The sequence below is a fragment of the Ornithinimicrobium sp. F0845 genome, assembly GCF_023015765.1.
In the GTDB taxonomy this organism is placed as follows: domain Bacteria; phylum Actinomycetota; class Actinomycetes; order Actinomycetales; family Dermatophilaceae; genus Ornithinicoccus.
Genome location: NZ_JALKAL010000009.1, coordinates 86832 through 108250, shown reverse-complemented (window position 1 = coordinate 108250; position 21419 = coordinate 86832). Strand labels below are relative to the sequence as shown.

The 21419-nt window shown below is 71.6% G+C and carries 22 protein-coding genes; 19 read left to right on the top strand and 3 right to left on the bottom strand.

Annotation, left to right across the window (positions count from 1 at the left end):
* Positions 1 to 8: 8 nt before the first annotated feature.
* From MWU75_RS13940 to MWU75_RS13855, 18 genes are all read left to right on the top strand, one after another.
* Positions 9 to 2051 carry an MFS transporter gene (locus MWU75_RS13940; protein ID WP_247091805.1) on the top strand — a complete coding sequence of 681 codons (2043 nt, stop codon included), beginning with the start codon at positions 9 to 11 and terminating at the stop codon, positions 2049 to 2051.
* Positions 2048 to 2629: a TetR/AcrR family transcriptional regulator gene (locus MWU75_RS13935; protein ID WP_247091804.1), complete on the top strand. Its 582-nt coding sequence runs from the start codon at positions 2048 to 2050 to the stop codon at positions 2627 to 2629. The genes MWU75_RS13940 and MWU75_RS13935 overlap by 4 nt, the downstream gene beginning before the upstream one ends.
* 9 nt (positions 2630 to 2638) lie before the next feature.
* Positions 2639 to 4153, top strand: a complete 1515-nt coding sequence (gene dop / locus MWU75_RS13930) for a depupylase/deamidase Dop (RefSeq protein ID WP_281497245.1) — start codon at positions 2639 to 2641, stop codon at positions 4151 to 4153.
* A 41-nt stretch (positions 4154 to 4194) separates the two neighbouring features.
* Positions 4195 to 4389 carry a ubiquitin-like protein Pup gene (locus tag MWU75_RS13925; RefSeq protein ID WP_247091803.1) on the top strand — a complete coding sequence of 65 codons (195 nt, stop codon included), beginning with the start codon at positions 4195 to 4197 and terminating at the stop codon, positions 4387 to 4389.
* On the top strand, positions 4386 to 5213 hold the full coding sequence (gene prcB / locus MWU75_RS13920) for a proteasome subunit beta (protein WP_247091802.1): 828 nt from the start codon (positions 4386 to 4388) through the stop codon (positions 5211 to 5213). Before MWU75_RS13925 ends, prcB begins: the two co-directional genes overlap by 4 nt.
* Positions 5210 to 6049 carry a proteasome subunit alpha gene (gene prcA, locus MWU75_RS13915; protein ID WP_247091801.1) on the top strand — a complete coding sequence of 280 codons (840 nt, stop codon included), beginning with the start codon at positions 5210 to 5212 and terminating at the stop codon, positions 6047 to 6049. Before prcB ends, prcA begins: the two co-directional genes overlap by 4 nt.
* Before the next feature lie 2 nt (positions 6050 to 6051).
* Positions 6052 to 7428 carry a Pup--protein ligase gene (pafA, locus tag MWU75_RS13910; protein WP_247091800.1) on the top strand — a complete coding sequence of 459 codons (1377 nt, stop codon included), beginning with the start codon at positions 6052 to 6054 and terminating at the stop codon, positions 7426 to 7428.
* Between the two features lie 157 nt (positions 7429 to 7585).
* Positions 7586 to 8590: an FKBP-type peptidyl-prolyl cis-trans isomerase gene (locus MWU75_RS13905; RefSeq protein ID WP_247091799.1), complete on the top strand. Its 1005-nt coding sequence runs from the start codon at positions 7586 to 7588 to the stop codon at positions 8588 to 8590.
* 74 nt (positions 8591 to 8664) lie between these two features.
* Positions 8665 to 9042 (top strand): FKBP-type peptidyl-prolyl cis-trans isomerase, encoded by a 378-nt coding sequence (locus MWU75_RS13900; protein WP_247091797.1) that lies wholly within the window; start codon positions 8665 to 8667, stop codon positions 9040 to 9042.
* A 137-nt stretch (positions 9043 to 9179) separates the two neighbouring features.
* The gene (locus MWU75_RS13895) at positions 9180 to 9677 is read left to right on the top strand and encodes a hypothetical protein (protein ID WP_247091795.1); all 498 of its coding nucleotides are present in this window, start codon (positions 9180 to 9182) and stop codon (positions 9675 to 9677) included.
* A gap of 35 nt (positions 9678 to 9712) precedes the next feature.
* Positions 9713 to 10894, top strand: coding sequence for a DUF3866 family protein (locus MWU75_RS13890; protein WP_247091793.1), 1182 nt, complete (start codon positions 9713 to 9715; stop codon positions 10892 to 10894).
* 49 nt (positions 10895 to 10943) lie between these two features.
* Positions 10944 to 11993, top strand: a complete 1050-nt coding sequence (locus MWU75_RS13885) for a WYL domain-containing protein (RefSeq protein WP_247091791.1) — start codon at positions 10944 to 10946, stop codon at positions 11991 to 11993.
* A complete protein-coding gene (locus MWU75_RS13880) occupies positions 11993 to 12958 on the top strand; it encodes a WYL domain-containing protein (RefSeq protein ID WP_247091790.1) in 966 nt (321 codons plus the stop codon). The genes MWU75_RS13885 and MWU75_RS13880 overlap by 1 nt, the downstream gene beginning before the upstream one ends.
* Before the next feature lie 59 nt (positions 12959 to 13017).
* The gene (locus MWU75_RS13875; RefSeq protein WP_247091788.1) at positions 13018 to 13374 is read left to right on the top strand and encodes a twin-arginine translocase TatA/TatE family subunit; all 357 of its coding nucleotides are present in this window, start codon (positions 13018 to 13020) and stop codon (positions 13372 to 13374) included.
* A gap of 59 nt (positions 13375 to 13433) precedes the next feature.
* On the top strand, positions 13434 to 14213 hold the full coding sequence (gene tatC, locus MWU75_RS13870; RefSeq protein ID WP_247091786.1) for a twin-arginine translocase subunit TatC: 780 nt from the start codon (positions 13434 to 13436) through the stop codon (positions 14211 to 14213).
* A 40-nt stretch (positions 14214 to 14253) separates the two neighbouring features.
* Positions 14254 to 15135, top strand: a complete 882-nt coding sequence (locus MWU75_RS13865) for a diacylglycerol kinase family protein (RefSeq protein WP_247091784.1) — start codon at positions 14254 to 14256, stop codon at positions 15133 to 15135.
* Between the two features lie 91 nt (positions 15136 to 15226).
* Complete coding sequence (locus MWU75_RS13860) at positions 15227 to 18136, top strand: DEAD/DEAH box helicase (protein ID WP_247091781.1); 2910 nt, start codon at positions 15227 to 15229, stop codon at positions 18134 to 18136.
* Between the two features lie 44 nt (positions 18137 to 18180).
* A complete protein-coding gene (locus tag MWU75_RS13855) occupies positions 18181 to 18729 on the top strand; it encodes a PH domain-containing protein (RefSeq protein WP_247091779.1) in 549 nt (182 codons plus the stop codon).
* Position 18730: 1 nt separating this feature from the next.
* Here the strand turns inward: MWU75_RS13855 and MWU75_RS13850 are convergent, their stop codons facing one another.
* A complete protein-coding gene (locus tag MWU75_RS13850) occupies positions 18731 to 19678 on the bottom strand; it encodes a 5'-3' exonuclease H3TH domain-containing protein (protein ID WP_247091777.1) in 948 nt (315 codons plus the stop codon).
* A gap of 20 nt (positions 19679 to 19698) precedes the next feature.
* Between MWU75_RS13850 and MWU75_RS13845 the strand changes: the two genes are divergently transcribed.
* Entirely contained in the window at positions 19699 to 20151 is a 453-nt protein-coding gene (locus MWU75_RS13845; protein ID WP_247091775.1) for an Lrp/AsnC family transcriptional regulator, read from the top strand.
* Between the two features lie 61 nt (positions 20152 to 20212).
* Here MWU75_RS13845 and MWU75_RS13840 read toward each other — a convergent pair whose 3' ends face one another.
* Positions 20213 to 20788 (bottom strand): RDD family protein, encoded by a 576-nt coding sequence (locus MWU75_RS13840; RefSeq protein WP_247091773.1) that lies wholly within the window; start codon positions 20786 to 20788, stop codon positions 20213 to 20215.
* Positions 20789 to 20918: 130 nt separating this feature from the next.
* On the bottom strand, positions 20919 to 21401 hold the full coding sequence (gene ybaK, locus MWU75_RS13835) for a Cys-tRNA(Pro) deacylase (protein WP_247091771.1): 483 nt from the start codon (positions 21399 to 21401) through the stop codon (positions 20919 to 20921).
* Positions 21402 to 21419 lie beyond the last annotated feature (18 nt).

Here is a 21419-nt window from a genome sequence, read left to right as displayed (position 1 = left end):
GGAGCAGCGTGTCCACGTCCGCCACCACCACTCGCCCCGACCCAGCGCCCGAGGCCGTCAAGGGGATCGCGACCGGGCTCATCATCACCGTCCTCGGTCTGTGCGGCACGTTGGTGTCGCTGCAGCAGACCCTGGTGCTGCCGCTCCTGCCGGACTTCCCGGACATCCTCGACACCACGACCGACAACGCGTCCTGGTTGATCACCATCACGCTGCTGACCGGAGCCGTGGGGACCCCGATCGTGTCCCGTCTGGCCGACATGTTCGGCAAGCGGCTGATGCTCCTGGTCTGCCTCGGCTCGGTCATCATCGGCTCGGCGCTGGGTGCCCTGAGCGAGACGCTCGCCCCGGTGATCATCGCGCGCGGGCTCACCGGCATCGGCACGAGCCTGGTCCCGGTCGGCATCAGCATCATGCGCGACCACCTGCCGAGCGAGAAGGTCGGCTCCGGAGTCGCGCTGATGAGCGCCACGCTGGGCATCGGCGGCGCGGTGGGGATGCCGCTCGCGGGGGTCATCTACGAGAACTTCGACTGGCAGATGCTGTTCGTGGTCTCCGGCGGCTTCGCGGTGCTCATGTTCGTCCTGGTGCTGCTGGTGGTGCCGGAGTCCACCGTGCGCACCCGGGGCCGCTTCGACTACGTCGGCGCCGTCCTGCTCTCGATCGCCCTGACGTGCTTCCTGCTCGCCGTCTCCAAGGCCGGGTCGTGGGGGTGGTTCGACCGGCTCACCGTGTCCCTGCTGATCGTCTCCGGGCTGGTGCTGGCCGCCTGGGTGCCGTGGGAGCTGCGGCAGGGCCAGCCCCTGGTGGACATCCGCACCTCGATGCGCCGGACGGTGCTGCTGACCAACGCCGCCTCCATCCTCATCGGCCTGGCGATGTTCGCCAACTTCCTGACCAGCGCGCAGCAGGTGCAGATGCCGGTCGAGACCGGCTACGGCTTCGGCCTGTCGGTCATCGAGACCGGCCTGGTGCTCCTTCCTCAGGGCATCCTCATGGTGCTCATGTCGCCGGTCGCCGCGTGGCTGATCCGGGTCTACGGGCCGCGGGCCATGCTGATCAACGGTGCCATCGTCATCGCGGTCGGGTTCGTCCTGCGCGCCTTCCTGCACGGGTCGGTCCTGGAGGTCGTGATCGCCGCGGGGATCTCCTCGCTGGGCACCGCCCTCGCCTTCGCCGCCATGCCGACCCTGATCATGCGGTCGGTGCCGATCACCGAGACCGCCTCGGCCAACGGTCTGAATACCCTCCTCCGGGCGCTCGGCACGTCGAGCGCGAGCGCGCTCGTGGCGGCGCTGTTCGCCGCGATGGCCATGGAGGGCATGCCGACCGTGCCCCGCTTCGAGGCCTACCAGCTGGTCTTCTGGATCGGGACGGCTGCCGCACTCGGGGGCGCCCTCATCGCCGCCTTCATCGCGCGGCCGCAGCCGGTGGGTGACCGCCGCCAGGTGCCCGGCGAGGTGCTGGCCGCCGAGCGGCACGAGGTGAAGCAGCCCGAGGCCGAGAACGAGGTGGTGGTGGGCGGTGTCATCACCGACGAGCAGGACCGCCCGATCAAGCAGGCCGTGGTCACGGTGCTGCACCCCGACGGCCGCCACGTCGACTGGGGTCGCACCGACAACGCGGGCCGTTACACCCTCGCGCTGCCCAGGGCCGGCCGCTACCTCGTCGTGGTCAGCGCCGACGGGTGGGGCCCGATGTCCGGCCTGGAGCACCTCGGCGACGCCGACCTGGACCAGATCCGGATGAACCGCCGGTTGCTCCTCACCGGGCACATCACCGACGACGGGGAGCCGCTCGGCGACGTGATGCTGTCCCTGATCCGGCACTCGGGGGAGTACGTCGCCACCCGGCACGCCGACGCGGACGGCGCCTACGAGATCGGGCTGCCACCCCCGGGCCGCTACGTGCTCACGGTCGTGGACCACGACACGGGACGCACCCGCTCCCGCGCCGTCCAGATCGGATCCACCTCCAGCACGCTGGACGTCGACATCGTCACCGGGATCCCCCGCTCCCGTCCGCGCCCGAGCGAGCCGGCGATCCGGTGAGCGGCACCCGGGAGCAGGTCCTCCAGGCGGCACGCCGGCTCTTCGGGGAGCGTGGTTATGCCGCGGTCACCATCCGGGAGATCGCCTCGGCCGCCGGGGTGTCGCCGGCGATGGTGATGAAGGTCGGCGGCTCCAAGGAGCAGCTCCATGCCGACGCCACCCCGCTGGAGCCGCAGCCGCTCGCGCCGGATGTGCCGCTCGAGGGCCTCGGTGAGCTGCTCGTCCGTCGCGTCCTGGCCCGCCGCGAGGATGCGGACGCCGAGCCCTGGCTGCGCGCCCTCTACCTGATCGCGGATGCCCCGGACCCGGCGGCGGCACGGGCCGAGTTCCGTCAGCGCTTCCTCAGCCGGTTCGAGGCAGACGGAGTCCAGGGGAAGGACGCCCTGCTGCTTCGTCGCCACTCCGACCAGCTGGCCTGCCTGATGGTGGGCCTGGCCGCCGGCACGCGGACCCTGCACCTCTTCGACCCCGGTGACACGGACCTCGAGGCGGTCGCGCAGGAGTATGGCGCGCTCGTCCAGCAGGTGGTGGACCGGATCGCGACCACCGGCTCATCGTCGCAGGCGGCGGCAACCTAGGGTTGCCCTATGGGTGTGCGCCGGGTGATGGGGACCGAGACGGAGTACGGCATCACCCGCCCGGGGGACCCTCGGGCCAACCCGGTGGCCCTGTCCGGGCTGGTGGTGCGCGCCTACGCCACGTCGGCCGGTCCGCGCCGCGCGCTGCCGACCGGCTCGGGCTGGGATTACGCCGACGAGACCCCGCTGCGCGATGCCCGGGGGTTCGAGGTCGCGCGGGCCCTGGCCGACATCAGCCAGCTCACCGATGTCGACGACCCGGCGACGGCCAACTCGGTGCTGTCCAACGGTGCCCGCCTCTATGTCGACCACGCGCATCCGGAGTACTCCTCCCCGGAGGTGCTCACCCCACGGGACGTCGTCCGCTGGGACCGCGCGGGCGACGAGGTGATGCTCACGGCCGCCGCGGCCCTGGCGGAGAAGGGTGACCCGGTCCGCCTCTACAAGAACAACGTCGACGGCAAGGGCGCGTCCTACGGGACCCATGAGAACTACCTCGTGCCCCGCGAGGTGCCGTTCCTGACGATCGCCGCCGGGCTGCTGCCCTTCTTCGTGGCCCGGCAGGTGCTCGTGGGGGCTGGGCGCGTGGGCCTGGGCCAGTTCTCCGAGCAGCCGGGCTTCCAGATCAGTCAGCGGGCCGACTACATGGAGGCCGAGATCGGCCTGGAGACCACCCTGAAGCGCCCGATCGTCAACACCCGGGACGAGCCGCACGCGTTCGGGGAGAAGTACCGCCGCCTGCACGTGATCGTCGGTGACGCGACCCTGTGCGACGTCGCCACCCTGCTCAAGGTGGGGACCACGAGCCTGGTCCTGGGCCTGATCGAGGCGGGCCGGGCCCCGTCGCTGGAGCTCGCCGACCCGGTGGCCGCTATCCGTGCGATCTCCCACGACCCCGGCCTGACCCGGCGGGTCGAGCTGGTCGACGGGAGGGAGCTGACCGCCCTGGAGATCCTGGCCGTCTACCGCGAGGCGGTCGAGGAGCACCTCGGCGCGGACGTCGACGACGACACCCGCGAGGTGCTGGGGCACTGGGACGCCGTGGCCGCGGACCTGGGGGAGGACCCGATGCGCTGCGTCGGGCGGGTCGACTGGGTCACCAAGCTGGCCCTGCTGGACGGGTATCGCCGCCGGGACGGCCTGGAGTGGGGCGACCCACGCCTGTCCGCCATCGACATCCAGTGGTCCGACCTCGAGCCGTCGCGCGGCCTGGCGGCCCGGATGCGGGCCTCCGGACGGCTGGAGACCCTGGTCAGTGACGAGGAGGTGCGCGCGGCGATGGTGGAGCCGCCCGAGGAGACCAGGGCCTGGTTCCGCGGGCAGTGCGTCAGCCGCTTTGCTGGGCAGGTGCGGGCCGCGTCGTGGGACTCGGTGGTCTTCGAGCCGGCGGCGGGCGGCCGGGAGCTGCGTCGCGTCCAGCTGCCGGAGCCGCTGCGGGGCTCACGGGAGGACATCGAGTCGCTGCTCGACGCGGTGACCGGCGTGGACGACCTGCTGGCACACCTTGTCAGCCGCGGCAGTTAGGGTCAGACCTAGCAGACGTCGACGGTCACCAGGAGGCAACCATGGCCGGTCAGGAGCAGAAGCGCCCGCCACGGCGGGACGACGAGGACACGCCGACGCCGGCGGCGCCGGTGGCACAGCGCCAGGATGCCGCGCGCACCGCCGAGGTGGATGACCTCCTCGATGAGATCGACGGCGTGCTGGAGACCAACGCCGAGGAGTTTGTGCACGGCTTCGTGCAGAAGGGCGGCCAGTGAACGCAGAGCACGGGCGGGCTCTCCCGCCGGAGTTCCTGGCCCCGCGCGGCAGCTCGTTCACCGAGTTCCTCCGTATGCGGGCTCCCGAGCTGCTGCCCGGGAGCGGCGCCGGACGCGGCTCGGACGGGCAGGTGGACGCACCGCACGGCACGACGATCGTCACGCTGACCTTCCGCGGTGGCGTCCTCGTCGCGGGCGACCGCCGGGCCACGATGGGCACCTTCATCGCCAACCGTGACATCGAGAAGGTCTTCGCCGCCGACGACTACTCGGCGGTCGGGATCGCCGGCACGGCCGGCACGGCCATCGAGATCGTCAAGCTCTTCCAGGTCGAGCTCGAGCACTACGAGAAGATCGAGGGCACGCTGCTCTCCCTGGAGGGCAAGGCCAACCGGTTGGGCGCGATGATCCGGGGCAACCTGCCCAACGCGATGCGCGGTCTCTCGGTGCTCCCCGTGTTCGCCGGCTACGACCTGGACCAGCGGGTCGGGCGCATTTTCTCCTACGACGTCACCGGCGGGTGCTACGAGGAGCAGCGGCACCACAGCGTCGGCTCGGGGTCGCTCTTCGCGCGCGGCGCGCTCAAGAAGCTGTGGCAGGAGGACCTGACCGAGGACCGGGCCCTCCACGTGGCCGTCGAGGCGCTCTACGACGCCGCGGACGACGACTCCGCCACCGGCGGGCCTGACCTGAGCCGCAGCATCTGGCCCACCTGTGCCGTGGTGAGCGTCGACGGGGTGCGCTTCGTCGACGACGAGCAGCTCGAGGCCCTGGCCACCGAGGTCGTCCAGTCCCGCCGCGGCAACCCCGGAGGTGCCCGATGACGATGCCGATGTATGTCTCGCCCGAGCAGCTGATGAAGGACCGGGCGGACTTCGCACGCAAGGGGATCGCCCGGGGGCGCTCGGTCATCGTCGCCAGCTATGCCACCGGCATCGCCTTCGTCGCGGAGAACCCGTCCCGCACCCTGCACAAGGTGTCCGAGCTCTATGACCGGATCGGCTTCGCCGGCGCGGGGAAGTACAACGAGTTCGAGAACCTCCGTGTTGCCGGCATCCGTTACGCCGACATGCGCGGCTACTCCTACGACCGCAGCGACGTCACGGCGCGCGGACTGGCCAACGCCTACACCCAGACCCTGGGCGCGATCTTCACCCAGGAGTCCAAGCCCTACGAGGTCGAGATCGCCGTGGCCCAGGTGGGCGGCGGGCAGGACGACGACCAGATCTACCGGCTGACCTACGACGGCTCCGTCACCGAGGAGCGCGGGTTCGTCGTGATGGGCGGCGCCAGCGAGCCGATCGCCACCGCGCTGCGCGAGCGGTGGACGCCGGCGCTCCCGCTGGCCGACGTGCTGCGCCTGGCCGTCGAGCTCCTGGGGGGCAACGGCGAGGAGCATCGGGAGCTCGCGGCGGGAGACCTCGAGGTGGCCGTGCTCGACCGCCGACGGCAACGCCGCACCTTCCGGCGCGTCGGGGGCCCGCTGCTCGATGCCCTGCTCGACGGGCGGGGCGCGACGCAGGACGTGCCGACCCGCGACGACTCCCGACCCGGTCTGCACGACACCCTGACCGAGCACGATCCCGACGGGGCGACCACAGCGGACGGCCCGGGCGACCCCGCCGCGTCCAGCAACCCCCAGACCCAGCGCGAGGACTAGCCGTGGACCGGCGGATCTTCGGGATCGAGACCGAGTTCGGGGTGACCTGTGCCTTCCCGGGGGAGCGGCGCCTGGCGCCCGACGAGGTCGCCCGCTACCTGTTCCGCAAGGTCGTCAGCTGGGGGCGGTCGAGCAACGTCTTCCTGCGCAACGGTGCCCGGCTCTACCTCGACGTCGGCTCCCACCCGGAGTACGCCACGGCCGAGTGCGACGACCTCCTCGACCTCGTCGCCCACGACAAGTCCGGCGAGGCGATCCTGCACGACTTGGCGCTGGACGCCGAGGCGAGGATGGCCGAGGAGGGGATCGAGGCCAGGGTCTACGTGCTCAAGAACAACGTCGACTCGCGCGGCAACTCCTACGGCTGCCACGAGAACTACCTGATCGGACGACGGGGCGAGCTCAGCCGGATCACCGACACCCTGATCCCCTTCCTCATCACCCGCCAGGTGATCAGCGGCGCCGGTCGGCTCAACGTCTCCGGGGGTCAGGCGACCTACCAGATCAGTCAACGCGCCGACCACATCTGGGACGGGCTGAGCTCGGCCACGACGCGCTCCCGGCCCATCATCAACACCCGCGACGAGCCGCACGCCGACGCCGAGCGGTTCCGGCGACTACACGTCATCGTGGGCGACTCGACGATGTCCCAGACGACGACGCTGCTGAAGGTCGCCGCGACCGACCTGGTGCTCAAGGCGATCGAGGCCGGGGTGCGGTTCCCGGACTTCACCCTGCTCAGCCCGATCAGCGCCATCCGTGAGGTGAGTCGTGACCTGACCTCACGGCATACGATCTCCCTGGCGGACGGGCGGCGGATCACCGCCACCCAGATGCAGGCGGAGTATCTCCACCGCGCGCGGCTGCACGCCGAGACGACCGGCTTGGCGCAGCAGGAGCCCTACCGCCAGGTGCTGGACCTGTGGGAGCGCACGCTCAAGGCGTTCGAGGGGCGGGACCTGTCGCTGGTCGAGAACGAGATCGACTGGGTGCTCAAGTGGCGCACCCTGCAGCGGTACGCCGACCGGTCCGGTCTGTCGATGGCCGACCCCCGGCTGCAGCAGCTCGACCTCGCCTGGCACGACATCCACCCGACGCGCGGCCTGTTCAACATCGTGTCGCGCCGGGGCGGAGCCACCGAGGTCGTGACGCCGGAGCGGATCGCCGCGGCGGGCCACACACCACCGCAGACGACGCGCGCCAAGCTGCGCGGTGACTTCGTGCGGGTCGCCCAGGAGCACCACCGTGACTTCAGCGTCGACTGGGTCCACCTCAAGCTCAACGACTCCACGCAGCGGACGGTGCTGTGCAAGGACCCGTTCGTCAGCCAGGACACCCGCATCGACGAGCTGATCGCCTCGATGGAGCGGGGACGCTAGGTCACCCTCCGAGGACGGCACCCGACATAGACCGAGACGTCCGACATCGGCACGATCGGCAGGCTCAGGGCAGATCCTCCGGCGGCACTCAGCGAAGACCCAGGGTCAGCGGGTTACCCTTGGCCAGTCCTACACCTCTCCCAGACAAGGATGGCGCGTGCGCTCTCCCAAGTTCCGGCTGCTCGGCCTTGCCGTGGCACCCCTGATCCTCCTCTCCGCCTGCGGCGACGACTCCGGCTCCGACGAGGCGAACTCGACGACCAGCCCGGGTGATGACGCGGCGGCCACCTCGATGGCCCCGACCGGGAGCGCCGAGGACGTGACCCTCACCGAGGCCGACGTCGACGGCACCACGGTGCCCGCACTCGAGCTGGGGACCACCCCGCTCGTGGTGGCGGAGACCTCCATCCAGGAGATCGAGCCCGGTGAGGGCGAGGCGGCCACGGCCGAGCAGGACGTCGAGCTCCGCTACCTCGCGGTCAACGGCACGACCGGGGAGGAGATCCTCTCCACGTTCCCGACCGACGAGACCGTCAGCATGTCGCTGGCGAACCCCAACCTGCTGCCTGGCTTCCTGAACAGCCTGGAGGGCACCAAGCCCGGTCAGTCGTTCATCATCGCGATGTCCCCCGAGGACGGCTTCGGCGCGCAGGGCAACGCCCAACTCGGCATCGGCCCGAACGACACCGTCATCTTCTACGTCGAGGTCGTCGGCGCCACCACCCCGCTGACCCAGGCCGAGGGCGAGGCGGTGGAGCCCGTCGAGGGCCTGCCGACCGTCGAGGCCGACGGCACCTCGCCGGCCACGATCACCATCCCCGAGGGGGAGGAGCCCCCCGCCGAGCTGGTCGCCCAGCCGCTCATCAAGGGTGAGGGCAAGGAGATCCAGTCCGGCCAGCAGGTCCGCATGCAGTACACCGGTGTGAAGTGGTCGGACGGCACACAGTTCGACACCTCGCTGCAGGAGGGCCGTGGCGCCTTCGAGACCGTGATCGGCGCGGGCCAGGTCATCGCCGGTTGGGACGAGGGCCTGGTGGGCCAGACCGTCGGCAGCCGCGTCCTCCTCGTCATCCCGCCGGACATGGGCTACGGCGCCAGCGAGGGTCACGAGCTGCAGGAGGAGACCCTCGTCTTCGTCGTCGACATCCTGGCCGCGCAGTAGGCCCGGTCCAGCAGGGGCCTGGTCCCGCACCTGACCTGACCCACCCGCATACTCCATCCACAGGAAGGCACCTGATGAGCGACAAGACCAAGCCCGAGATCGAGTTCCCCGGCGACACGCCGCCGGCCGACCTGGTCATCGAGGACCTCGAGATCGGTGACGGCGCCGAGGCCACCCCCGGCAAGATCGTCTCCGCCCACTACGTCGGCGTGGCCTGGTCCACCGGCGAGGAGTTCGACGCCTCGTGGAACCGCGGCGCCCCGCTGGACTTCCAGGTCGGTGTCGGCCAGGTCATCCAGGGCTGGGACCAGGGTCTGCTCGGTATGAAGGTCGGTGGTCGTCGCAAGATCACTATCCCGCCGCACCTGGGCTACGGCGACCGCGGCGCCGGCGGCGCCATCAAGGGCGGCGAGACCCTGATCTTCGTCGTCGACCTCGAGGGCGTGCGCTGAGGCGCCCCCACTGATGTCCCGGGAGGCCCCGGGTCGGTGCGACCGCACCGGCCCGGGGCCTCTTTCTCTCCCTCCCGCCGAGCATGCTGGCCCCTCAGTTGGTCGCACCCGGGAGGGATCCTCGCTATGGTCCGTTCATGGGACGCCGAGTTGCGATCGCGGGGGCCGCGCTGGCGGTCGGGGGCCTCCTGCTGGAGATGTGGGCCTTCCGCCAGTTGCTCGAGATGCAGGCCGACCAGCTGCGCGTGCTCGTCTACCTCGTCGCCCTCGTGCCGGTGGTCGGCACCGCCTGCGTCACGACGGGCGTGACGATGATCGTTCTCGGCGTGATCCAGGCGGTGACCGGCCGTCCGCCGCTGCGCGACAACCGGTCGGTCTTCCTGTGGTCGGGGATCGGCCTCGTGGTGCTGATGACGTTGCTCGAGATCGTCACGATGTCCGGGCCAGTCCTGTCTGCCGTGCCGGACCGTGCGCCGGAGAGTCTGATCGCGCTGATGATCCAGGTCGTGCACCTGGTCCGGTTGGTGGGCGCGGCACTGATCGGGGTGTGGCTGACCGGACTCGTCATCAACCCCCGGTCCACCCTGCAGCGGCAGAGCAGCGAGCCTCCCCTGGCCCCGAGTCGGCCATTCTGAGGGGTTGCATCCGACCCGACCACTAAGGTCGTGGCGTGATTCGGTGGCGCGAGGGTGAGGTCGTGGGCGAGCGCGCCCGCTGGGGCGACGCCGTCGAGGTCGAGGTGCGGCTCGGACCACCGGCTAGCCCCCACCGTTCAGGACTGGGCGAGATCGGGACACCCGGCGGCGTCGGTGAGGTGCCGCCGCGCCCCATTGTCCGGGCCCTGGCCTATGTCTCGGTGACCGGTGAGCCGCGGGTCGGGGACCGGGTGCTGCTCAACACCAACGCGCTGGACAACGAGCTGGGCACCGGGGGAGTGGCCATGGTCGTGGCGCTGCCCGACCGGTTGCCCGCCGACCGCCTGGACGCGGCTGACCCCGCCGGAGTGGGCCACCTGGTCAAGGCGCGCTACACCCCCCTGCAGACCATGGTCTTCGGCGTGGACGAGCAGGACAGCCCGCACCACGCGCTCCTGGCCGAGGCGGGGGAGCTGGCCGGCACGCCGGTCGTCGTGGCGGATCTGCACTCCAGTCTGCCCGCTGTCCTCGCGGGTCTGCGGGAGCGCGCCCCGCGAGCGCGTGCGGCCTACCTGATGACCGACGGTGGGGCGCTGCCCGCGACCTTCTCCCGCACCTGTGCCCTGCTGCGGGAGAGCGAGTGGCTGACGGCCGTGGTGAGCTGTGGCCAGGCCTACGGCGGTGACCTCGAGGCGGTCAACACCTACTCGGGGCTGCTTGCGGCGCGCCACGTGGTGAACGCGGACGTCGTGGTGGTCACGCAGGGCCCGGGCAACCTGGGCACCGGCACCACGTGGGGCTTCTCCGGGGTCTCGGCGGGTGAGGCCCTCAACGCAGCGGCGGTGCTGGGCGGCGTCGGCGTCGCCGCCCTGCGCGTCTCGGGAGCCGACCCCAGGGAGAGGCACCGCGGGATCTCCCACCACAGCCGCACGGCATACTCCCGGGTCCTGAGCCGCCCCGCCGACCTGCCTGTCCCCGTGCTCGAGGGGCACCCGGGCATCGACCCCGCGCTGGCGCACCAGGTGGCGCGGCAGGCCGAGGAACTGTGCGCGGCGGGGCCTCACCTGGTGCGGCACGACATCGATCTGGAGGGGCTCGACGAGGTGCTGGACCACGCTCCGGTGCGGTTGTCCACCATGGGGCGGGGTCTAGCCCAGGACCCTGCGGCCTTCCTCGCCGCGGCCGCCGCCGGACGGCACGCGGCGAGCCTGCTCTGACGGTCGCGCCGCGCACGAGCGGCCCTGGCGGTCAGGTAGCGTCGCCCCCATGGTCCGTCCCAGTCCCGCCGCAGCCAAGACCGAGCGGCTGCTCAACCTGGTGATCGCCCTGCTCTACACCCGGCAGCCGATGAGCAAGAGCCGCATCCGCACCGCGGTGCCGCAGTATGCCGCGAGCTCGGACGAGGCCTTCGACCGCATGTTCGAACGGGACAAGGATGAGCTGCGTGACCTGGGGATCCCGTTGCGCACCGAGGTCGTCGACCCGCTCTTCGACGACGAGACCGGCTATCGCATCGACCGGCGTGAGTACGCCCTCCCGGAGATCTCCTTCGAGCCGGACGAGCTGGCGGTCATCGGCGTGGCGTCCCGTGCCTGGTCGCAGGCGAGCCTGGCCGGCCCGGCGGCTCAGGCCCTGCGCAAGCTCGAGGCGTCCGGGCTGACGCGGGACGTGGGGTCGGTCGCCGGGGTGGAGCCCTTGCTGCACACCACAGAACCGGCGTTCGACGCGGCCCGTGACGCGGTCCTGGCCCGGCGCGAGGTGGCCTTCCGCTACCGCGGGGGTGCGCCGGACGGGCCGGCCGAGCGGCACCTGCAGCCGTGGGCGCTGACCGCCTGGCACGGCCGGTGGTACCTCACCGGTTACGACCTGGACCGGGACGCCCCCCGGGTGTTCCGGCTGGACCGTGTCGAGGGTGAGGTCCGCGCGACCGGGAAGCCGGGTGCCTACGAGGTGCCCGAGGAGCACGAGCCGCGGGCGATGATCACCGCCACCGCCACCGGCGAGGGTGGAGAGCACGTCGCCCGGGTGGCCCTGCGGATGGGCAGCGGGCAGCAGATCCGGCGTCGGGGCGACCTCCAGAAGGAGCGCGGACCGAACGGGTGGGACGTCATCGAGGTGCGCGTCGGCTCCCTGTGGGCGCTGGCCGAGGAGGTCGCCAGCCTGGGTCCGGACGCCGTGGCGCTGGAGCCCGAGGGTCTGGTGTCAGCCGTGGTGCGCGCGCTCACCGAGGTCCGGGACGGCCACGGCCAGCAAAACCACTACGAAAATGCGGGAGACGCCAGCAAAACCACTACAAAAATTGGGGGTGGGGCGTGATGGCGGAGACTGCGACGCAGCGGCTCGGCCGGCTGCTGACGATGGTGCCGTGGCTGATGAACCGCCAGGGCATCGACATCGCCGAGGCCGCCCGGGAGCTCGGCGTGAACCAGGAGCAGTTCGTGGAGGACCTGCAGCTGCTCTTCGTCTGCGGCACGCCGGGGCACTACCCGGGTGACCTCATCGAGGCCAGCTGGGAGGGCGGACGGGTGCACGTCGGCAACGCCGATGAGATCGCCCGGCCCCTGCGACTCGGGCGCGACGAGGCACTCGCGCTCATCGTGGCGCTGCGGGCCCTGGCCGCAACCCCGGGGGTCGGCGCCAAGGACGCCATCGAGCGGGCCCTGGCCAAGCTCGAGGACGCCGCGGGTGCCGAGAGCCGGCGGGCCGCGCAGGTGAGCGTGAGCCTCGAGGTCGGCGAGGTCGAGCAGCAGCGGCTGGAGCAGATCCGCGAGGCCCTGGCCGGGCCCAACCGCCTCCACCTCCGGCACTACAACCCAACCCGTGACGAGACCACTGAGCGCGACGTGGACCCGATGCGCGTCGTCTCCCTGGAGGGCCGCTGGTACCTGGAGGGGTGGTGCCACCGGGCCGTGGACGTGCGGCGCTTCCGGCTCGACCGGATCGAGGACCTCACGATCCTTGACGTGGACGGCACACCTCCGGCCGGCGCCCGACCGCGGGACACCGGTGCCAGCGCCTTCAGCGCCTCGCCGGGGGACGTGCTCGTCGAGCTGGAGCTGGCACCCGGGGCGACCTGGGTCTCGGAGAACTTCCCGGTCGAGGGCGTGGAGCGAGGTGAGGACGGCTCCCAGCGCGTCACGCTCCGTGCCGCTGACCCCACGTGGGTGCGGCGTCTGGTGTGGCGCCTGGGGGGCGGTGCCACGGTGGTCAGCCCGCCAGAGCTCGCCGAGGAGATCCGCTCCGGAGCGGACCGGGCGCTTCAGGCTTACGGAGTACACTGACGCCACGTTCAAGCGGGCCGCACGGTCGTGTGGTCAGCGTCCCGTGAGAGAGGTTCCGCATGCGGCCACAGCCCTGGCACATCATCGTCCTGGTGATTGCGCTCATCATCCTGTTCGGGTGGAAGAGCCTGCCCAACATGGCGCGCAGCCTCGGGCAGTCGATGCGGATTTTCAAGTCCGAGGTCGACCAGATGAAGGGGCCGAGCGCCGCCAGCCAGGACACCGTCCGGGGCGAGCGCGCCGACGGCGAGAGCGGCGGCCTCCGGGACCGCGCGGCCGACCTGGGCGACCGGGCGCGCGACACCGCCGAGGGGGTCAAGGACCACGGCGCGTCGGTGCGCGACGAGTTCCGTGACGGGTTGCGCGGTGAGGACGTGCCGGCGGACGACTCGCGCCGTGACGACACCCGCGGCTGAGCCGACCCGCAGCGTCAGCAGTGGCACTTCGTCGCCGTCCCCGTGACCCCGAGGGACGGATGTCCCTCGCGGACCACTTCCGGGAGCTGCGCAACCGGGTGCTGCTGGCCGTCCTCGGCGTCCTCATCGCCAGCATCGTCGGCTGGTACTTCTACGAGGAGCTCATCAACCTCCTGATCCAGCCACTGCGTGACGTCCGCGACTCCGAGGGCCGCGAGATCGTCAACATCAACTTCGGCGCCAGCATCACCCAACCGTTCTCCGTGCAGCTGAAGGTCGCGATCTTCGTCGGGATCGTGCTGTCCAGCCCGGTGTGGATCTGGCAGATCTGGGCGTTCCTGCTGCCGGGCCTGACCAAGCAGGAGCGGCGTATCGCGCTGGCCTACTTCCTGGCCGGCGTCCCGCTCTTCCTGGCCGGGGCGGCGCTGGCGGCCTGGGCGATCCCGCGGACCGTCGCGATCCTGCTCTCGTTCACCCCGGACGACGCGGCGAACCTGCAGGACGCGATGACCTATCTCAACTTCGTCCTCTACTTCATCCTCGCGTTCGGCCTGGCCTTCCTCATGCCGGTCGCCCTCGTCGGCCTCAACCAGCTGCGGATCCTCTCCGTGCGCGTGATGGTCCGCGGCTGGCGGGTGGCCCTGATGCTGATCCTCGTCTTCGCGGCGTTCGTCACACCGGACCCCAGCGCCTGGACGATGCTCGCCCTGGCAGCACCCGTCTTCCTGCTCTACTGGGGCGCCATCGGGGTCGCGGCCATCATGGAGCGGCGTCGGGCCAGGAAGGACCCGACGAGGGCCTGGGAGGACCTCTCGCCCGACGAGGCGAGTTCGTTGTGAGTCGGGCACTCCCGGCGCCGGCGTGCGGCACAATCACCCCATGACGCAGTATGCCGTGGTGCACGGACCGCGCTCCGGTCGCCGGGGCGCCGGTGCGGTGGGGGTGCAGATCTCGGAGCAGCTGCGGCGCGCCGGCCAGGAGGTCCTGGAGCTGGAGACGGGCTCGGTCGAGGGCGCCCGGGAGGCCTGTCGCACGGCCGTGGCCGAGGGCGCGGAGGTCCTCGTCGCCGTCGGCGGGGACGGGGTGGTCCAGCTAGCGGCCAACAGCCTGGTCGGCACCCGCACGGCCCTGGGGATCGTGCCGGCCGGCACCGGCAACGACAACGCCCGCTCCCTCGGCATCCCGCTGCGGACCGAGGAGGCGCTCCAGACCCTCCTGCACGGCCGCCCACGGAGCATCGACCTGATCCACGTAGACCCGTTGGACCGGCACGTCGTGGGCTCGGTGCCGTGCGGGCTGGACGCGCTCATCGCCGCCCGGGCTGCGACCTACCCGCGGTGGCTGGGCGCCCAGAGCTACACCGTGGCGACCCTCCCCGAGGTCGTGCGGCTCCGGCCCATGGACTACCGCCTCGAGCTCAACGACCGGGTGCTGGAGACCCAGGCCCTGGTGGTCGCGGTCTGCAACATGCCCATCTACGGCGGCGGGATGCGGATCGCGCCGGACGCCGACCCGGGCGACGGGCTGCTCGACGTGCTCATCATCGAACCGGTCGGTCCCAGGGCGGCCCTGGGTCTGCTCCGGGGCGTCTTCTCGGGACGGCACACCAGCCACCCCGCGGTGCGCGTCGAGCGAGCCGCCCGGGTGGGGGTCGCCGGACCGGAGCTGACCGCGCACGGTGACGGGGACGCGCTGTGCCCCCTGCCGGTGACGTGCGAGGTCGTGCCCGGAGCGCTCCAGGTGGTTGTGCCCGCATCCTGAGCCCGGCGGTCCGGCGTGCAGATCTTCCCCAAGAATGCGCGGGGGGCGGTCAAACGCTCCCCAAGAATTGGGGTGCGCGTAGCCTGATGACATGTCCACTCCCGCCGAGCGGTATGCCGCTGCCCGCAAGCGGACCCGGCAGGACAGCGGGGCGGTCGGTCGCTTCGCGGCCGGCTTCGACTTCCCCCTCGACGACTTCCAGCTGGAGGCGATCGGCGCGGTCGACGACGGCCAGGGTGTCCTGGTCGCCGCGCCGACCGGCGCCGGCAAGACGGTGGTCGGCGAGTTCGCGGTCGCCCTGGCCCTGGAGACCGGCCGCAAGGCCTTCTACACCACGCCGATCAAGGCGCTGAGCAACCAGAAGTACCACGACCTGGTCGCCCGGCACGGATCCGCCAACGTCGGTCTGCTGACGGGGGACGCGTCGGTCAACGGTGAGGCACCGGTCGTCGTGATGACCACCGAGGTGCTGCGCAACATGATGTACTCCTCGTCCCGGACGCTCGACGGCCTGGGCTTCGTGGTCATGGACGAGGTGCACTACCTCGCCGACCGGTTCCGGGGCGCCGTGTGGGAGGAGGTGATCATCCACCTGCCCGAGTCGGTGCAGGTCATCTCGTTGTCGGCCACGGTCAGCAACGCCGAGGAGTTCGGCGACTGGCTGCGTGAGGTGCGCGGCAACACCGCGGTGATCGTCACCGAGCACCGGCCGGTGCCGCTGTGGCAGCACATGATGGTCGGCAAGGACCTCTACGACCTGTTCGTGCACGCGGGCGACGGCCTGGTCGCCCAGCCGGCACCGACGGGCCAGCAGGCCAGGGTCAACCCCGAGCTGCTGGACCGGATCTCCGTCAACGACCGGGAGTCGCGCTGGCGCCGGGAGGACGCGGGCGGGCCCCGGGGCCGTCGTGGCCGGCCGCACGGCCGGGACGACCGTGGGCGGGGCCGCCGGCAGGAGTATGCCGGGCGCGGCGGTGACCGGGAGGCTCGCGGCGGCGGGGGACCGGGGAGTCTGCCGGGGGGCACCGCGAGCCGGTCGGAGGTCATCGACCGGCTGGACCGGGAGGGGCTGCTGCCAGCGATCACCTTCATCTTCAGCCGCGCCGGGTGCGAGGGTGCCGTCACCCAGCTCCTGGCCCGCGGCACCCGGCTGGTGCCGCCGGAGGAGGGCCAGCGGATCCGGCGGCTCATCGAGGAGCGGGTCGCGGAGGTCGACGAGCGGGACCTGCCGGTGCTGGGCTACCACGACTTCGTCGAGGGCCTCAGCCGCGGGTTCGCGGCCCACCACGCGGGCATGCTGCCGCTGTTCCGGGAGGTCGTGGAGGAGCTGTTCACGGCCGGCCGGATCAAGGCGGTCTTCGCCACCGAGACGCTCGCCCTAGGCATCAACATGCCAGCCCGCACCGTGGTGCTGGAGAAGCTGGTCAAGTTCAACGGCGAGGAGCACGCCCCGGTCACCCCGGCGGAGTACACCCAGCTCACCGGTCGCGCCGGCCGCCGCGGCATCGACGTGGAGGGGCATGCGGTCGTGCTCTACCGACGCGGGCTGGACCCGGTGGACGTGGCGGGACTGGCCTCGACCCGCACCTACCCGCTGCGCTCGTCCTTCCGCCCGACCTACAACATGGCCGTCAACCTGGTGGCCCAGTTCGGGCGCTCGGTGGCCCACGAGCTGCTCCAGTCCTCCTTCGCCCAGTTCCAGGCGGACCGGGCGGTGGTCGGCCTGGCCAGTCAGGTCCGGCGCAACGAGGAGGCGCTCACCGGCTACGCCGAGTCGATGCACTGCGAGCTGGGGGACTTCCGGGAGTACGCCCGGCTGCGGCGGCAGCTCAGCGACGCCGAGAAGGACGAGGCGCGGCGTCGCAGCGCCTCCCGGCGCGCCGAGATCGCGGTCAGTCTCGAGGAGCTCACGCCCGGGGACGTGATCAGCCTGCCCGAGGGTCGGCGCAGGGGGATGGCGCTGGTGCTGAGCGTGCCGACCAAGGCCGGCCGCTCGCCCGAGCCGGGCGTGCTCACCTCCGACGGTCAGCTGCGCCGGGTCACCGCGACCGACCTGCGGGAGCCGGTCGAGCCGGTGGCCCGCCTCCACATCCCCCGGGGCTTCAACCCGCGCAACGTCCGGGCCCGCAAGGACCTCGCCGCCACGCTGCGGGCCAAGGTCCCGTTCGAGCCGCCACCCTCCCAGCGCCCCGACCGGACGGACGGCGACCGGACCCCGGCACGGCCGGCCCGCGACGGAGGCGGGCGGCAGGGCAGTGGCGGCGGACGGCATACTGACCCGGACACCCTGCGCCAGCAGCTGCGGGACCACCCCTGCCACCGCTGCCCCGACCGCGAGGAGCACGCCCGGTGGGCGGAGCGCTGGTGGCAGCTGCGGCGGGAGACCGACGACCTGCAGCGGCGGGTGAGCGGCCGGACCAACACGGTCGCGCGGACCTTCGACCGGATCTGCACCCTGCTCGGCGAGCTGGGCTACCTGACCGAGGACGGCACGGAGGTCACCCCGGCGGGGGCGCGGCTGCGCCGGATCTACACCGAGAAGGACCTGGTGGCGGCCCAGGCGATCACGCAGGGCACCTGGGACCGACTCGACGCCCCCGCGCTGGCCGCGGTCGTGTCGAGCCTGATCCACGAGCCGCGGGGCGGCGACGACTCCGGCCCCCCACGGTGGCCGACGGTCGAGGTGGAGGAGGCCTTCCACGAGATGGTCGCCATCTGGTCCCAGCTCACCGACCGCGAGGCGGAGCACACCCTCCCGCTGACCGGCGAGTTGGACCCCGGCATCGCCTGGATGGTGCACCGCTGGGCCTCGGGCCGTGCCCTGGAGGAGGTCCTGCGCGACGGCGAGCTCTCCGCGGGTGACTTCGTGCGCCGCAGCAAGCAGGTCGTCGATCTGCTCGGGCAGATCTCGCAGGCGGCCGACGGCTCGGTCGCCGCGACCGCGCGGCGTGCTTCCGAGGCGATGTTGCGCGGAGTCGTCGCCGCGGACCGCCTCGACTGAGCTGGCTGAGGCACAACCGGTCTCGCAGGTGGCAGGATTCACCCATGGCACTCAAGGAGAAGCAGCTCGCTGACGGCGAAGAGATCGTGCTGAGCATCCGCACGCACTGGAAGGCCCTGGCTGAGCCGGTGGCACTCGGCCTGTTCCTGCTGGCGCTGTTGTGGGCCGTCTGGTGGTTCACGCGCGACCAGTCCTTCGGGTCCTGGCTGACGATCGGTGTCGCCGTGATGGTCGCGGGGATCCTGCTGTTCTTCGTGGCGATCCCGGTGCTGCGGTGGTTCACCGAGCGCTACGTGATCACCACCCGCAGGATCAGCCACCGCACCGGCATCCTCACCAAGGTCGGCAGGGACATCCCGCTGCACCGCATCAACGACATCGGCATCGAGAAGAACCTGCTGGACCGGATGCTCGGCTGCGGCTCCCTCATCGTCTCCGACGCGACCGACAAGGCGGGGATGCGGCTGCACGACGTGCCCGGGGTGGAGTCGGTCCACGTGCAGCTGCAGAACCTGCTCTACGCCCGGGACGACGGCTCGGACGACGGCGAGTGGCCCCCGAATGAGCCGCCGCGGGCCCGCGGCGGGCGCTGAGTCAGCTCAGCCCGAGAGCCTTCATCAGGCGGCTGACCGGGTTGCCGATGGCGTAGGTCTCGACGAACTGCTGGAGGGTGCCGGGGTCGGCCAGCTCTCGGGGTAGCGTCAGGGGACGTTCCTGGAGCGCAGCGTCCCGTGCCACCAGGACCACGCCCGGCGCGACGTCCAGATAGGCCGAGGCCGCCTCCAGGTTCTTGCGGCGCGCCCCCTTGATCGCCGGGTCGCCGTCCGCGAGCGCCTGCCGGACACCGGCCAGCGACCCGTAGGTGGCGATGAGCGCCGCCGCCGTCTTCTCCCCGATGCCAACAACGCCGGGCAGCCCGTCGCTGGTGTCCCCGCGCATGATCGACATGTCGGCGTACGCCGGACCCGACCCCACGGCATACCGCTCCTGCAGCCCCGCCTGGTCGATCACCTCAGCGTCCCGCACCCCGGCCCGCGCGGTGTAGGCGACGGTGATGTCGTGCTCGTCGTCGATCAGCTGGAACAGGTCGCGGTCGCCGGTCACGACCGTCACCGGCATGACCCCGGTGTGCCGCTCGACGAGCGTCCCGATGACGTCGTCCGCCTCGTAGCCGGGGGAGCCGAGCACCGGGAACCCGAAGGCCTCGAGAGCGGCGCGGATGAGCGGCACCTGGACCAGCAGGTCCGGCGGCACCTCCTCGGTGTTGTCCGTCGCCCCCTCCACGAGACGATGGGCCTTGTATGACGGGATCGCGGCTGTGCGGAAGGCCGGCCGCCAGTCGTCGTCCCAGCACGCGACGAGGTGCGACGGGCGGAACCGGGTGATGAGGGTGGCCGTCATGTCGAGCATCCCGCGCAGCGCGTTGGTGGGTGTGCCATCCGGTGCGGGGGAGGTGTCCTTCACACCGAAGAACGCCCGGAAGTAGAGGCTCGCGGTGTCCAGGAGCAGTAGTCGTTGGCCGGCACTCAGGTCTGCGCTCATGGCTCACTAGGCTAGGGCCTATGGAAGCCGTTGACCGCCAGATCGTCGGGCTGCTCGCCGCCGACGGACGGATCAGTTTCGCCGAGCTGGGTCGAGCCGTGGGACTGTCCACCTCCGCGGTGCACCAGCGCGTCAAGCGGCTGGAGGAGCGGGGGGTGATCACCGGCTACCGCGCGGAGATCGACTTCGAGAAGGTGGGCCTGCCGCTGACCGCGCTCATCGCGCTGTCGCCGTTCGACCCCGCCGCGCCGGACGACATCCCGGAGCGGCTGGAGCACCTGCCGCAGATCGACTCCTGCTGGTCGGTCGCCGGCCGCGAGAACTACGTCATCCAGGTCCGGCTCGCCAAGCCCTCGGACCTGGAGCAGCTGCTGGCCGACATCCGGGCGGCGGCCAACTGCGCCAGCAGCACCACGGTGGTGCTCTCCACCCCCTGGGAGGGGCGACCGGTCGCCCTGCCCGCCGAGGCCTGAGACAGGTCGCCGCCCTGGCAGTCCGGGGTGTGCCGGCGTCGGGCAGGAAGAGTTCCTGCGGCTAGGGCAGGAAGAGCTCTTGCCCCAGCGCCTTGCGGGGCTGTCCACTGAGCACCACCGTGCCGAAGACCTTGTCGTGCAGCGCCTGGCGCTTCGGCTCGTCCCACAGCGGCCACAGGACGGCCACGAGGGTGCCGAACCCGAGGGTGACGACCCCCATGGCACCGAGCGTCAGGGTGCGCAGGACCCCCATGGGGCCGCCCAGCAACGTGCCGTCCTCCCGGACGACGCGCAGGCCCATCAGCGCCTTGCCGGGCGACTGGCCGCGGCTGCCGTTGAGGTAGGCGAAGTACAGCGCGACCACCAGGCCTGCGAGTCCGAAGATCATGCTGAAGAAGAAGCTGATCTGTCCCAGGATCGCGCCCACGAGGGAGAAGGCGAGCACCAGCGCGCCGTCGATCAGCGAGGCGCACGCCCGGTGCGGCCACTCCGCGTAACGGGCGGCAGAGACCGGACCCGGGACGCCGGCATACTCCGGTGCGGGGACGTAGCCCGCCGAGGGGTGAGCGGTGGGCGCGGCCTGGTGGGGCGGCGTGGCCGTCGGGACGGCAGGCTGCTGCGGCATGTTGTCGTTCATGATGGACTCCCTCGATCGCGGCGGCGCCGCGGGTCTGCTTCTGCTGGAAGGTCACGGGTCCGGGACCCGGGACGGACTAGCGAACCAGGCTTGTGTCGCAGTTGAGGCAGATCTGACGCAGATCGTGTCGCTACCGAGCGATCTCGGCGAAGGTGGCGCGGGTCAGCGCCGCCAGCTCCGCAGGTGCCAGCTCGATGTCGAAGCCACGCTTGCCGCCCGAGACCAGGATGGTCTCGAAGTCTCGCGCCGTGACGTCGAGCACGGTCGGCAACGCCTTGCGTTGCCCGAGGGGGCTGATGCCGCCGACCACGTAGCCCGTGCTCCGCTCGGCCACCGCGGGGTCCGCCATGGTGGCCCTCTTGACGCCCAGGGCGCTGGCGATGGCCTTCAGGTCCAGGAGCCGGTCGACCGGGACGATGCCGACACCGAGACCGGTCCCGGTCTCCACCAGCAGCGTCTTGAAGACGCGTTCGGGTGGCACGCCGAGCGCGACGGCCGCCTCCAGCCCGTATGAGTGCGTGGTCGGGTCATGGTCGTAGGTGCGGACGGTGAAACTCACCCCGGCACGCTCCAGCGCCACGGTCGCCGGGGTGCCTCCCTTGGATCTGGCCACCCGAGCACCTTAGCCCCG

Excerpts from the sequence above, each read along its gene's own strand:
- dop (WP_281497245.1), top strand. The coding sequence starts at position 2,639 with ATGGGTGTGCGCCGGGTGATGGGGACCGAGACGGAGTACGGCATCACC.
- MWU75_RS13925 (WP_247091803.1), top strand. The coding sequence starts at position 4,195 with ATGGCCGGTCAGGAGCAGAAGCGCCCGCCACGGCGGGACGACGAGGAC.
- prcA (WP_247091801.1), top strand. The coding sequence starts at position 5,210 with ATGACGATGCCGATGTATGTCTCGCCCGAGCAGCTGATGAAGGACCGG.
- MWU75_RS13900 (WP_247091797.1), top strand. The coding sequence starts at position 8,665 with ATGAGCGACAAGACCAAGCCCGAGATCGAGTTCCCCGGCGACACGCCG.
- MWU75_RS13895 (WP_247091795.1), top strand. The coding sequence starts at position 9,180 with ATGGGACGCCGAGTTGCGATCGCGGGGGCCGCGCTGGCGGTCGGGGGC.
- MWU75_RS13885 (WP_247091791.1), top strand. The coding sequence starts at position 10,944 with ATGGTCCGTCCCAGTCCCGCCGCAGCCAAGACCGAGCGGCTGCTCAAC.
- MWU75_RS13880 (WP_247091790.1), top strand. The coding sequence starts at position 11,993 with ATGGCGGAGACTGCGACGCAGCGGCTCGGCCGGCTGCTGACGATGGTG.
- MWU75_RS13875 (WP_247091788.1), top strand. The coding sequence starts at position 13,018 with ATGCGGCCACAGCCCTGGCACATCATCGTCCTGGTGATTGCGCTCATC.
- tatC (WP_247091786.1), top strand. The coding sequence starts at position 13,434 with ATGTCCCTCGCGGACCACTTCCGGGAGCTGCGCAACCGGGTGCTGCTG.
- MWU75_RS13865 (WP_247091784.1), top strand. The coding sequence starts at position 14,254 with ATGACGCAGTATGCCGTGGTGCACGGACCGCGCTCCGGTCGCCGGGGC.
- MWU75_RS13860 (WP_247091781.1), top strand. The coding sequence starts at position 15,227 with ATGTCCACTCCCGCCGAGCGGTATGCCGCTGCCCGCAAGCGGACCCGG.
- MWU75_RS13855 (WP_247091779.1), top strand. The coding sequence starts at position 18,181 with ATGGCACTCAAGGAGAAGCAGCTCGCTGACGGCGAAGAGATCGTGCTG.
- MWU75_RS13850 (WP_247091777.1), bottom strand. The coding sequence starts at position 19,678 with ATGAGCGCAGACCTGAGTGCCGGCCAACGACTACTGCTCCTGGACACC.
- MWU75_RS13845 (WP_247091775.1), top strand. The coding sequence starts at position 19,699 with ATGGAAGCCGTTGACCGCCAGATCGTCGGGCTGCTCGCCGCCGACGGA.
- MWU75_RS13840 (WP_247091773.1), bottom strand. The coding sequence starts at position 20,788 with ATGAACGACAACATGCCGCAGCAGCCTGCCGTCCCGACGGCCACGCCG.